General features: G+C 67.5%; 7 protein-coding genes and 1 pseudogene. 6 read left to right on the forward strand and 2 right to left on the reverse strand.

Annotation, left to right across the window (positions count from 1 at the left end):
* Nucleotides 1-192 precede the first annotated feature (192 nt).
* Nucleotides 193-981: a LysR family transcriptional regulator substrate-binding protein gene (locus tag FHS42_RS33590; RefSeq protein WP_184579662.1), complete on the reverse strand. Its 789-nt coding sequence runs from the start codon at nucleotides 979-981 to the stop codon at nucleotides 193-195.
* A 105-nt stretch (nucleotides 982-1086) separates the two neighbouring features.
* Here FHS42_RS33590 and FHS42_RS33595 point away from each other — a divergent pair, with 105 nt between their 5' ends.
* Nucleotides 1087-1455 carry a DUF5997 family protein gene (locus tag FHS42_RS33595; protein ID WP_184579664.1) on the forward strand — a complete coding sequence of 123 codons (369 nt, stop codon included), beginning with the start codon at nucleotides 1087-1089 and terminating at the stop codon, nucleotides 1453-1455.
* A gap of 1005 nt (nucleotides 1456-2460) precedes the next feature.
* The gene (locus FHS42_RS33600) at nucleotides 2461-4161 is read left to right on the forward strand and encodes a PHP domain-containing protein (RefSeq protein ID WP_184579666.1); all 1701 of its coding nucleotides are present in this window, start codon (nucleotides 2461-2463) and stop codon (nucleotides 4159-4161) included.
* A gap of 241 nt (nucleotides 4162-4402) precedes the next feature.
* On the opposite strand, the gene FHS42_RS33605 is transcribed toward FHS42_RS33600, so the two are convergent.
* A complete protein-coding gene (locus FHS42_RS33605; protein ID WP_184579668.1) occupies nucleotides 4403-5932 on the reverse strand; it encodes a helix-turn-helix domain-containing protein in 1530 nt (509 codons plus the stop codon).
* A 567-nt stretch (nucleotides 5933-6499) separates the two neighbouring features.
* On the opposite strand from FHS42_RS33605, the gene acnA reads away from it, so the two are divergent.
* The 4 genes and pseudogenes from acnA to FHS42_RS37885 all read left to right on the forward strand — a co-directional run.
* On the forward strand, nucleotides 6500-9214 hold the full coding sequence (gene acnA, locus FHS42_RS33610) for an aconitate hydratase AcnA (RefSeq protein ID WP_312867154.1): 2715 nt from the start codon (nucleotides 6500-6502) through the stop codon (nucleotides 9212-9214).
* A gap of 679 nt (nucleotides 9215-9893) precedes the next feature.
* Nucleotides 9894-11333, forward strand: coding sequence for an N-acetylglucosamine/diacetylchitobiose ABC transporter substrate-binding protein (gene ngcE / locus FHS42_RS33615; RefSeq protein WP_184579672.1), 1440 nt, complete (start codon nucleotides 9894-9896; stop codon nucleotides 11331-11333).
* Between the two features lie 51 nt (nucleotides 11334-11384).
* Nucleotides 11385-12299, forward strand: coding sequence for a carbohydrate ABC transporter permease (locus tag FHS42_RS33620; RefSeq protein ID WP_184579675.1), 915 nt, complete (start codon nucleotides 11385-11387; stop codon nucleotides 12297-12299).
* 90 nt (nucleotides 12300-12389) lie between these two features.
* A pseudogene (locus tag FHS42_RS37885) lies at nucleotides 12390-12736 on the forward strand (hypothetical protein); the annotation flags it as partial.

The raw sequence follows: 12736 nt of genomic DNA on the forward strand, positions 1-12736 counted from the left end.
GTGACCCGCGATGCGGTGACCCGCGATGCGGTGACCCGCGATGCGGCCACCCGTGCCCCGCGGCCGGGGCCGCGCGAGCCGGCGGTTGGGCGCCCTGAGACCTCTCGGGGGCTGCCCACCGGGGGTGATCGGTTCGCGGGCAGCAAGAAGCCACCCCTTGGCCGTCCCCTGGTTGCTGGCCGGCAGCAGGCGTTACGGCCTGCGGCGGGGCTTGCCGCCCTTCGGGCCGCCGGAGCCGCGGCGTGCGTTCTTGGCGGCGGGCTTGCCCGCCGTCTTGCCGGCGCCCCTGCCGCCGCCCTTGCCCCCGGCGGGCTGCTGCCGTCGCGTGGCGCCCTTCTCCGGGCGCTTGGCCTTCGGCTCGGGCTCGGCGCGGCGGCCCCGGGTGCTGTTGGCGGTACGGCCGCGGACGATGCCGATGAAGTCCTCCACCATGTCCGTCGTGGCCTCCTGGGGCCACGACAGCGCCACGCGGGAGGTGGGCACGTCCGTGATCGTGCGGTACGTGAGGTCCTTGCGGTGGTGCAGCCGGGCCAGGGACTGCGGGACGATCAGTACGCCGATGCCCGCCGCCACCAGTTCGACGGCATCGGCGGTCGTGGCAGGGCGCTCAAGAGCAGGGCGCCCCGGCGGCTGCTCCCAGTCCAGGGTGTCGTCCAGCGGGTGTAGCGCCACTTCCTCGGCGAGGTCGGCCACGGCCACCTCGTCGGCCGCCGCGAAGAGGTGGTCCTTGGGGATGACGACCACCGTCGTCTCCTCGTAGAGGGGGATCGCGCTGAGGTCGTCCCCGTCGACCGGAAGCCGAACGAACCCCGCGTCGGCCTCGCCCCTCCGCAGGGCCTCGCAGACCTCGGCGGCTGGCACCTGGGTGAGGGTGAGAATGATGTGAGGCAGCCGCTCGTTCCAGATGCGCACCCACTTCGAGGGCGTCACCCCGGGTACGCAGGCGAGCCGGAACGCGGGAGATTCTTCCGAGCCTGTCACCTCGCCAGACTACCGGCCGTAGTCACCGACCGACCCACCGGAGGGTACGGGCGGCGGCGAGCCCTCGTGGTCAACGCTTGCGCATTGGCTCGTTACCCTTAATCCATGAGCCAGACCATGAAGCCCGCCACCGCGGCGAAGAAGCTGGGTGTGTACCTAGAGGCCACCCCCGCCGAATTCCGGGAGGGCGAGGTCTCGCGCACCGAGCTGAACGCCCTCCAGGCCGACCCGCCCCAGTGGCTGAGCGACCTACGCCAGAACGGTCCGCACCCGCGCCCCGTCGTCGCGGCCAAGCTGGGTGTCTCCGCGTCGGGCCTCGCCCGCGGCGGCGTCACCGAGCCTCTGACCACGCAGCAGATCGACGCGCTGAAGGAAGAGCGGCCCGAGTGGCTGGAGCGCGAGCGCGCCACGCAGGCCGAGGTCCGCAAGGAGGCCGTCCGGCTGAAGGCGAAGAAGGCCGAGCAGGCCGAGTAGGCCGAGCAGGCGGCACGGGCCACAAAGGGCTGAGCACGGGGCGAGCGCGCCACGCCCCTTCCTTCCTCGCCCGCCGCCCGTCCCGCCCCCCTCGCCCGTCGCCCGGGCCCGTCGTCTGAGGCCGCCGGGCCCCAGCCCGGCGACGAGCCGTGAGCTGATGCCGGCCGGGCTCGGACCTGGGGGTGCCCGCCAGGGCTCTCGTACCGCCCGCGGTTCGCGTACGGGGCTCAGCTCGCATACGGGCGCAGTCCACGTTGCGCGCACAGTCCGCGTACGGGCGGCGGATCGCACCAACCGGGTGGGGCATGCGTCGGTGAGCCTCGGCCGACGCGCTACTCGGAGCTGTCGCGCACGCTGGCGGGTGCCAGCTAGAAGATGCCGACCCAGACGCTGCGAGCGCTGGAGCGCGACGGGCTCATCAGCCGCGTCGTGCCGCCCACCGTGCCCGTCACCGTCACGCACGAACGGTTCCGCACTGGGCCAGTCGTTTCATCACATGGTGCGCGGCAACAAGACCTGGGCCGAGACGCACACGGACGACGTGTTCGCCAACCGTGCGAGGTACGACTCCGACGCTGGCTGACGGAACGCCGCGGCTTCTGCGCACCGCGTTGAGGCGTAACTCGGCTCCCTGGCAGCGCTGTTGATGATTCGTGTCACCCATGGTTGGGGATGGGCGAGCTTCGCTTCGAAACCGCCTGTCGTCGGCGCGGGCGTGCTCGCCGCCTTCGGCGACAGCCCGCTGGGCCGGCCCACGCCGGAGGGTGTGCCCTTCGAGGGTTGGCCTCCGCCCTCGACGACACCCGGCACCCGGCTCCCGCGGTACCCCAGACAGTCGTGACCAGTGGTGATGCCCTGATCACGGGTCACGCACCCCGCGCCCCCGCGGCCAGCACTCCACAGCGGGAATCCGCGGAATTCGCCCCTGATTCACCCCATCGTTCCGCGATCCAGAAATCCTCCTCTTTGCACGACATTTTCCTACCCGACGGAGAACCGCACGTCATGACCCACCCTGTGCCCGAATGGGCCGACCCTCAGGTGCCCGCGGAATCACTCGACCCGCAGGGGCTCAGCCGTCGAGGGCTGATGCGTCGCGCCGGCCTGTTCGGGGCGGGGTTCGCCGCCGCCTCACTTCCCCTTCCCGCACTGGCCCACGGGCACGGGCACGGCGGGGGACACGGTCATCACGGCCCCGGTCACGGGCACGGCGGGCACGGCCACGTCCCCAACCTGGTCTACCTGGTCGGGGACCACCACAACCACACCGTCTACAGCCACGACGCCAAGTACACGTTCTCCCAAATAGCCTCGGCAGGGCGGAAGTTCGGCCTTGACTGGATGGTCTTCACCGAGCACAGCAACATCGGCCACGCCAAGTTCGGTGCCGCGCGGGAGCACCGCGAGATCCTGCGGGCCCGCGCCGAAAACAGACGAATGCTGATCTTCCAGGGCCTTGAGTGGTACATCCCCGGTGCCGAACACTGCTCCGTCTTCTCACCGCCCGGCCGGCACGAGGTCGACCTGTTGACCCGCTTCGAGGAAGCTTTTGACGGCAAGCTGCTCGGCTACGCGGCCGGCGGTCCGAACCACCCCGACACCCCGCGCAACGAGGCGCACGCGATCAAGGCCATCAAGTGGCTGGCCGAGCAGCGTCGCACCGGGTACGTGGACGACGTCCTGGTCCTCGCCAACCACCCCATGCGGCTCGGCATCGACTCTCCGCACGAGCTGCGCGGCTGGCGCGACGCCGCCCCTGACATCATGATCGGCATGGAGGGCGCTCCCGGCGCCCAAGCAGGTGCGATCCCCGGCTGGCATGCGGACACCAACGTCCGCGGCGAGTACACCAACTCGCCCTCCGCGGACTCCTGGCCTGGCTACCCGCGCGAGGCGTACGTCACCCACGGCGGCTTCGACTGGGCGACCGCGACCGTGGGCGGCATGTGGGACGCGATGCTGGCGGAGGGCAAGCTCTTCACCATCACCTCCAACTCCGATGTCCACCGCGTTGCCCAGGACACCTGGGTCAACGGTGACTGGCGGCCCGGGCAGAACTTCGACAACACCGGCCGCCTCCCCGACCCGCACAACACCACCGAACCGCAGCCCGGCGGCGACTTTTGGCCCGGCCAGTTCAGCCGCACGCATGTGGGGGTCACCCGGTACGGCTACCGCCATGTGATGGAAGGGCTGCGTGCCGGGCGGGTCTGGGCCGACCACGGCCACCTCATCGACGGCATCGACGTCAAGGTGCGCGGCGAGCGCGGCAACAGTGCCACCCTCGGCGGCCGGCTGCGGGCCCGGCGGGGCGAGCGGCTCACCCTCACCGTGACCGTGACCGCGGCCTCCCGCCGCAACCCGTACGGTGTGCTGCCCCGTCTGCAACACGTCGACGTCATTCGCGGCGCGGTCCACGGACCGGCCACCGACCGCGACGACTGGCGAGCCCCGAACACCCGGGTCGTCCACACCTCCGACGTACTGGGCCGCCGCGGTACGTACACGCTGCGCATCCCGGTCGGGCGCGCGGATCACCCGTTCTACCTGCGGCTGCGCGGCAGCGACGGCAAGCGCCACGGCGCGGGCTTCCTCGGCGCGAAGATCGACCCCCACGGCCCGCTGCCGCACGAGCCCGGCAAGGGTGACCCGTGGCTCGACACGTGGTTCTACACCAACCCGATCTTCGTGGACGTCACGCGCTGATGGCCGTGACCCCCGGGGGCGGCAGGCGGGCGGAAGCCGGTCTGCCGCCCCCGGGGCGCGTTGGTCGGCGTGGTGACGCGCTTTTTTTGCTGGGCCGGGTACCGGTCAGCTTCCCGAAGAGCCGGATACCGGGCTGCAACTCGCACGCGCCGAAACCCGCCTGGGGAAGTCCCGAAGGTGCCGCCGCACCCACCCTGGCACGCTAAATAGCAGGTCAGGCAGGGTGCGGCGCATTCGCCTATTAAATGTCCCGGAAGATCTCGATCTGTGCGCCAATGGAGTTCAGCCGCTGCGCCAGGTCCTCGTAACCCCGGTTGATGACATACACGTTGCGCAGCACCGAGGTGCCTTCGGCCGCCATCATCGCCAGCAGTACCACCACGGCTGGCCGTAGCGCGGGTGGGCACATCATCTCCGCGGAGCGCCACCGGGTGGGGCCGTCCACCAGGACTCGGTGCGGGTCGAGGAGTTTGACGCTGGCACCGAGTCGGGTGAGGTCGGTGAGGTAGATCGCGCGGTTGTCGTACACCCAGTCATGGATCAGGGTCGAGCCCTGGGCGCTGGCGGCGATCGCCGCGAAGAACGGCACGTTGTCGATGTTGATGCCGGGGAAGGGCATCGGGTGGATCTTGTCGAGGGGCGCGCTCAGCTTGGAGGGGCGGACCGTGAGGTCGATGAGCCTGGTGCGCCCGTTGTCCGCGGCGTACTCGGGGCTGCGCTCGTTGTCGAGGCCCATCTCCTCCAGGACCGCGAGCTCGATCTCCAAGAACTCCACCGGGACTCGGCGAATCGTCAGCTCCGACTGGGTCACCACGGCCGCGGCGAGCAGGCTCATGGCCTCCACCGGGTCTTCGGATGGCGCGTAGTCCACATCGCGGTCGATGTGTGCGACGCCGTGCACCGTCAGCGTGGTGGTGCCGACGCCCTCCACTCGTACGCCCAACTGCTCCAGGAAGAAGCACAGGTCCTGGACCATGTAGTTGGAGCTGGCGTTGCGGATGACGCTGACGCCGTCGTGCCGGGCGGCGGCGAGGAGCGCGTTTTCGGTCACCGTGTCGCCGCGCTCGGTCAGCACGATCGGGCGGGTGGGGGAGACCTCGCGGTTGACCTCGGCGTGGTACGTACCTTCGGTCGCGGTCACCTCAAGGCCGAAGTGGCGCAAGGCCGTCATATGCGGTTGAACGGTACGGGTGCCGAGATCGCAGCCACCCGCGTACGGAAGACGGAATCGGTCGAGCCGGTGCAGCAGCGGGCCGAGGAACATGATGACGCTTCGGGTCCGCCGGGCGGCGTCCGTGTCCATGGCGGCCAGGTCGAGTTCAGCCGGGGGCACGATCTCCAGGTCGTTGCCATCGTTGATCCAGCGGGCGCGTACGCCGATGCTGCCGAGCACCTCCAAGATGCGATAGACCTCCTCGATCCGGGCGACCCGGCGCAGCGTGGTGCGGCCCGCGTTGAGTAGCGAGGCGCACAGCAGCGCGACACATGCGTTCTTGCTGGTTTTGACGTTGATCGCGCCGGAAAGCTGACGGCCGCCGACGACCCGCAGGTGCATCGGGCCCGAGTAGCCGAGGGAGACGATCTCGCTATCTAGGGCCTCGCCGATCCGGGCGATCATCTCAAGACTGATATTCTGATTTCCCCGCTCGATGCGGTTGACAGCGCTCTGGCTGGTGCCGAGCGCCTCGGCTAGCTCCGTCTGAGTCCAGCCCCGGTGCTGGCGGGCGTCGCGGATGAGCTTCCCGATGCGGGAGAGGTACGCGTCTGTCATGAGTTCGATCTTATCTCAGATATGAGATGTTCTCGCGCTGGTGGGCTCGTGCGGCGCGGCGCGCTAATGGCGCCTTCGCGCGGCGGAGGGAGACCTTCCGCCTCGTCTCCTCTGTGCTGCGGTGCAGTGCGGTGCAGTGCGGTGCGGTGCGGTGCGAGTGGTGCGGCGCACGCAGCGCTGGCGCCGGTCAGCGCTGCACCCGTTGGCGTGCGGCGCGAAACGCCCGGGTGGCTCGGGCTGTGGCCCATCGGGCGAGGCCCGCGTCCGGTGGGGCCGACCTGCCGGGGGCAGGTGAACGCACCTGTGCGGCGGTGTGGGCAAGGGGTCGGTCGGGCGTGGTAGCCCGTATGTCGAGGGTTGTGTGCGCGGCCGGCGCGGGCAGCCAGCGCATGACCGCGCGGCGGTGATGTATTAGAGTTATCTCGACATCGAGATATCTGCCGGGAAGGCGTACCGCTGTCGCGCAAGTTAGGTGTACCTAAGTTAGGCACACCTTAGCGGATCGGCAAGGTCCAGGGGCGACAGGATGCGGTGGTACGCGCGAATTCATGCATGAAGGAGACTGTCGTGTCGGCGAACAGCTTCGACGCCCGCAGCACGCTGCGCGTGGGCGACGAGTCGTACGAGATCTTCAAGCTGGACAAGGTCGCGGGCTCAGCCCGGCTGCCATACAGCTTGAAGGTGTTGCTGGAGAACCTACTCCGTACCGAGGACGGCGCGAACATCACCGCCGACCACATCCGCGCGGTGGGTGGCTGGGATTCGCAGGCCCAACCGAGCCAGGAGATTCAGTTCACCCCGGCACGCGTGATCATGCAGGACTTCACCGGCGTGCCCTGTGTCGTTGACCTCGCCACCATGCGCGAGGCCGTCAAGGAGCTGGGCGGTGACCCGGCGAAGATCAACCCGCTGGCCCCCGCCGAGCTGGTCATCGACCACTCCGTCATCGCGGACAAGTTCGGTACCTCCGAGGCGTTCGCGCAGAACGTCGAGTTGGAGTACGGCCGCAACAAGGAGCGTTACCAGTTCCTGCGCTGGGGGCAGACCGCCTTCGACGAGTTCAAGGTCGTCCCCCCGGGCACCGGCATCGTCCACCAGGTGAACATCGAGCACCTTGCGCGGACCGTGATGGTCCGAGGTGGCCAGGCGTACCCGGACACCCTCGTTGGTACCGACTCGCACACCACCATGGTCAACGGCCTCGGTGTGCTCGGCTGGGGCGTCGGCGGCATCGAGGCCGAGGCCGCGATGCTCGGTCAGCCGGTCTCCATGCTCATCCCGCGGGTCGTCGGCTTCAAGCTGACCGGTGAGCTCCAGCCGGGCACCACCGCCACCGACCTGGTGCTGACCATCACCGAGATGCTGCGAAAGCACGGCGTCGTCGGCAAGTTCGTGGAGTTCTACGGCGAGGGCGTCACCGCTACCTCGCTCGCGAACCGCGCCACCATCGGCAACATGTCGCCGGAGTTCGGCTCCACCGCGGCGATCTTCCCGATCGATGCCGAGACCATCAACTACTTGAAGCTGACCGGTCGTCCCCCGCAGCAGCTCGCGCTCGTAGAGGCATATGCCAAGGAGCAGGGCCTGTGGCTGGACCCGGCCGCCGAGCCCGACTACTCCGAGCGGCTTGAGCTGGATCTGGCCACGGTCGTCCCGTCCATCGCCGGCCCCAAGCGCCCGCAGGACCGCATCGTTTTGGCCAACGCCGCCCAGAAGTTCACGCAGGACGTGCGTAACTACGTGAGCGACGACGAGGAGGCGGGCAAGGAGTCCTTCCCGGCCTCCGACGCCCCGGCCTCCGCCAACGGCGTGCCCACGCGGCCGACCACCGTGACGGCCCCAGACGGTTCGACGTACGAGATCGACCACGGTGCCGTAACGGTCGCAGCCATCACCTCCTGCACCAACACCTCCAACCCGTACGTCATGGTCGCCGCCGCGCTGGTGGCCAAGAAGGCGGTCGAGAAGGGCCTGACCCGCAAGCCGTGGGTCAAGACCACCCTCGCCCCTGGTTCCAAGGTCGTCACCGACTACTTCGACAAGGCGGGCCTGACCCCCTACCTCGACAAGGTCGGCTTCAACCTCGTCGGCTACGGCTGCACCACCTGCATCGGCAACTCGGGCCCGCTGCCGGACGAGGTGTCCAAGGCCGTCAACGACAACGATCTGGCCGTCACCTCGGTGCTCTCCGGCAACCGCAACTTCGAGGGCCGGATCAACCCCGACGTCAAGATGAACTACCTGGCGTCCCCGCCGCTGGTCGTCGCGTACGCCCTCGCCGGCTCCATGAAGGTGGACATCACCAAGGAACCCCTGGGCATCGACACCGAGGGCAAGCCGGTCTACCTGGCCGACATCTGGCCGACCGAGGCCGAGGTCAACGACGTGGTGACGGGCACCATCGGCGAGGACATGTTCAGCAAGTCCTACAGCGACGTCTTCGCGGGCGACGCCCAGTGGCAGGCGCTGTCGATCCCGACCGGCAACACCTTCGAGTGGGACCCCGAGTCCACCTACGTCCGTAAGCCCCCGTACTTCGATGGCATGGCCATGGACCCGGCACCGGTGGAGGACATCGCGGACGCGCGCGTTCTGGCCAAGCTGGGCGACTCGGTCACCACCGACCACATCTCCCCGGCCGGCGCCATCAAGGCCGACACTCCGGCGGGCACGTACCTGACCGAACACGGCGTCGAGCGGCGCGACTTCAACTCCTACGGCTCGCGCCGAGGCAACCACGAGGTCATGATCCGCGGCACGTTCGCCAACATCCGGCTGCGCAACCAGATCGCGCCCGGCACCGAGGGCGGCTTCACCCGCGACTTCACCGTCGCGGAAGGACCGGTCTCCTTCATCTACGACGCCTCGCAGAACTACCAGGCCGCGGGCATCCCGTTGGTCGTCCTCGCGGGCAAGGAGTACGGTTCCGGCTCGTCCCGCGACTGGGCCGCCAAGGGCACCGCCCTGCTGGGCGTCAAGGCCGTCATCGCCGAGTCCTACGAGCGCATCCACCGCTCCAACCTGATCGGCATGGGCGTCCTTCCGCTCCAGTACCCGGAGGGCGCGTCCGCCGAGGCCCTCGGCCTCACCGGCGAGGAGACGTTCTCCTTCTCCGGCGTGACCGCGCTGAACGACGGCATCACGCCGCGCACGGTCAAGGTCACCACGGACAGCGGCGTGGAGTTCGACGCCATCGTCCGCATCGACACCCCCGGCGAGGCGGACTACTACCGCAACGGCGGCATCATGCAGTACGTGCTGCGGTCGCTGATCCGCAAGTAGGAATCCGGCCGGGCGCGCCGGGGCCAGCCGCACTGGCTCTCGGCGCGCCCAATGGCCCCGAGAATGCTCGCGGATGGCCGCTGGAAACCGGCCCTTTCGCCACCCCTTCGGTACCGGCTTCCGCGCGGGCTGAGGCGGCGGTTTCGCGCGAGCCCGGCTGCCGGCTTCGGTAACACAGCGGGCCGCATTCCCCAGGAATGCGGCCCGCTTCCGTGTCTGCGGACGGGCACCAGCGCACGGGCACGGATGCCCGGACGGGCGTCGGCGGCGCTGCGGCGGAGGCAATGCCAGATGCCGTCGGGACAGCTCTGAGGCGTAAGTGTCAGGCACATGGCAAAAAGCGGTCCCGGTGTGCTGACGACACACCCGGACCATGGGCCTCACCGTAAGTCTCGCAGGTCTCAACTCGGGAAAGACTGCCGACGAATACTGGCTTCGATCTTGCCCAGTACGCGCCAAGTGGACTATACCTGTCGCGTCTGAGCCGCCGTTGTCTACGGCAGCGGACCCGACGGAGGATGCGCGCGCCGAACTGGCACGCTACCGCCCCGGGGCGTCCCGGCGCATATGCAGCACACATCAGCTCCAACTGACCCGCGGTGTCGGGCCGTTCGCCATAGGCGAGCGAAGAACGGGAGACCTGACACCGCCTGAGTCCTGTAGAAGGCGAGGACTTGAAATGGGATTCACCTCTGATTTTGGCCGTCGTGATCTGGTCAAACGGGCGGCGGCGCTCGGGCTGATCTCCGTTCCCACCATGGCGGCGCTTAGTTCGTGCGCGACGGGTGACGGCGATAAAACGAAGCAGGTGGACAAGGGCACGAAGTCGGCGAAGAACCCGCTGGCGATCAATGAGAGCGCGAGCCTGGATGTCGTCATATTCGACGGCGGTTTCGGCGACCAGTACGCGAAGGACGCCCAGGCCGAGTACATGAAGGCTTTCCCGAAGACCGAGGGAAAGGTCAAGCACGCCGCCACGCAGAAAATTCAGTCCAAGCTGGCGCCTCGGTTCAACGGCGGCACGCCGCCGGACCTGATCGATAACTCGGGCGCCGAGCAGATGGACTTCGGCACGCTGGTGTCCAAGAAGCAACTCACGGATCTGCGTGATTTGCTGGACGCACCATCGCTTGATGACCCGTCGAAGAAGGTGCGGGACACGCTGCGGCCGGGCGTCGTGGAGATGGGGCAGTTCGAGGGGGAAGAGGTCTGGGTCCTCTACTACGCGTACACCATCTACGGGGTGTGGTATTCAAAGTCGCTGCTTGCCAAGCACGACTGGCAGTACCCACAGACCTGGGATGACATGCTGACGCTGTGCGCGGACGCGAAGAAGCAGGGAATCGCGGGATGGACGTACCCGGGGAAGTATCCGTACTACCTGCCGTTCAGCCTGTACCCGTTCATCGCGAAGATCGGTGGCCCCGAGACGCTGGATGCCATCGACAACCTGGAGCCCAACGCGTGGAAGAACGACGCGGTGAAGGCGGCGTTCGAGGCGTACGACGAGTTGCAGCGCAAGGGCTACATCCTCAAGGGCACACCTGGCCTTGACCACATCCAGTCGCAGGTGGCCTGGAATGAGGGCAAGGCGCTGTTCATACCCAACGGGTCATGGGTGGAGAACGAGACGAAGAAGACGACTCCGAAGAACTTCGACATGGCAGTTGGCGCGCCCTCATCGCTGGATTCGAGCGACAAGATGCCGTTCGGGACGATCTGGGCATCCGGTGGTGAGCCATTCATTGTGCCGAAGAACGCGAAGAACCCGCGGGGCGGTATGGAATTGCTGCGGGTCATGCTGGGGAAGAAGTCCACGCAAAACTTCATCCAGCAGGTTTCTTCGCTGTCCTCCCTCAATGGTGGTACGGAGGGCATCGAGCTCGCCCCCGGTCTCGCATCGGCACAGGAGCTGTGGCAGAAGGCCAACCCGGACAAGATCGTGAACCCGCGGCTCCAAGACTGGTACGTGACGCTCCAGAAGGAAAAGATCGGCGTGGCCGCGTTGGGCGAGATGATGGCCGGCCGCATGTCGCCGAAGGAGTGCATGGCCAAGTGCCAGAAGTTCGCGGATGAGACCGCGAAGGACAGCGCAGTGACGAAGTACCGGCACAAGTGATGACGCGTCACCAGCGGCGGTTCCCGCGGGCGAGGAACGGGGTCGGTAGCAGTGCGGCACGGTAAGAACGGATTTATCGCAGGGTTTTTGATTCTCCCGCTGGCGATCTACGCGGTGTTCGTGGTCTCGCCGTTTGTGCAGGCCATCTACTATTCGTTCACAAACTGGAGCGGTCTGAGCTCGGACCTGAAGATGGTCGGGTTCGATAATTACCGTAAGTTGCTGGACGATGATGTGTTCTGGCATGCGCTGCGGAACAACCTGGTGCTGCTGCTTGTGCTGCCGCTGGTGACGCTCGGCATGGGTCTTTTCTTCGCCTTCATGCTGAACGTGGGCGGGCGGCGGAAGAACGCGGTGGTCTCCGGCGTGCAGGGCTCGTCGATCTACAAGGTGATCTACTTCTTCCCCCAGGTGCTGTCGATCGCGATCGTGGCGCTGATCTTCCAGTTCGCGTACAACCCGAACAGCGGCGCCCTGAACTCGTTCCTGTCGGGGATCGGCCTTGATTCGGTGCAGCCGAACTGGCTCGGTGACCCGAAGTTGGCGCTGTGGTGCGTGATGGGCGTGATGGTGTGGAGCAACGTCGGGTTCTACGTGGTGTTGTTCTCGGCCGCGATGAGCACGATTCCCCGGGACTTTTATGAGGCGGCGCTGCTGGATGGGGCGAACCGGTTCACGACGTTCTTCCGCATCACCCTGCCGCTGCTGTGGGACACGGTGCAAACCGGCTGGGTGTACATGGGGATCATGGCCCTTGACGCCTTTGCGGTGGTGCAGATCATGACGGTCGGCCCCGGCGGGCCTGACTATTCAACCGAGGTCCTGACGTGGTTCGTGTACACGAAGGGCATTCGGGACGGGCAGGCGGGCTACGCCACCGCGCTCGGGGTCGCGCTGCTCATTGTCACGATGTTCTTCGCGATGATCGTGATGCGGCTTGGCCGCCGGGAAAGGCTGGAGTTCTGATATGGCTCACCCGTCTCACGTACCTCACCCGGGCGAAAACCACCAGCTGCCGAACACCGGCCGACGCCGCGATGTGGGGAGTGAAGCACAGTGACCGGACTGCCACCGCAGAAGGCCGCGGGCCTGCCGGACGTGGAAAAAGTGGATAAAGGGGACGCCGCTACGCTCACCAAGACATCGCCGGTGGCGTCCGGCGGCGGGCGTGGGGGTGAGCTGGGCGGCCGGGTGCTCAATGTGTTCTCGCATGGCATTTTGGCCGTGTGGGGGCTCTTGGTGACGCTGCCGTTGTTGTGGGCGGCGATGAGTTCCCTCAAGACGGACAAGGAGATTTTCACCTCTCCCTGGGCGTTGCCTTCGTCGTTGCACTTCGGGAACTGGTCGGACGCGTGGAATACCGCGAGCATGGGCCGGTATTTCTTCAACTCGGCGATCGTGGT

The organism is Streptomyces zagrosensis (assembly GCF_014203645.1).
Classification (GTDB): domain Bacteria; phylum Actinomycetota; class Actinomycetes; order Streptomycetales; family Streptomycetaceae; genus Streptomyces; species Streptomyces zagrosensis.

Excerpts from the sequence above, each read along its gene's own strand:
- FHS42_RS33595 (WP_184579664.1), top strand. The coding sequence starts at position 1,087 with ATGAGCCAGACCATGAAGCCCGCCACCGCGGCGAAGAAGCTGGGTGTG.
- FHS42_RS33600 (WP_184579666.1), top strand. The coding sequence starts at position 2,461 with ATGACCCACCCTGTGCCCGAATGGGCCGACCCTCAGGTGCCCGCGGAA.
- FHS42_RS33605 (WP_184579668.1), bottom strand. The coding sequence starts at position 5,932 with ATGACAGACGCGTACCTCTCCCGCATCGGGAAGCTCATCCGCGACGCC.
- ngcE (WP_184579672.1), top strand. The coding sequence starts at position 9,894 with ATGGGATTCACCTCTGATTTTGGCCGTCGTGATCTGGTCAAACGGGCG.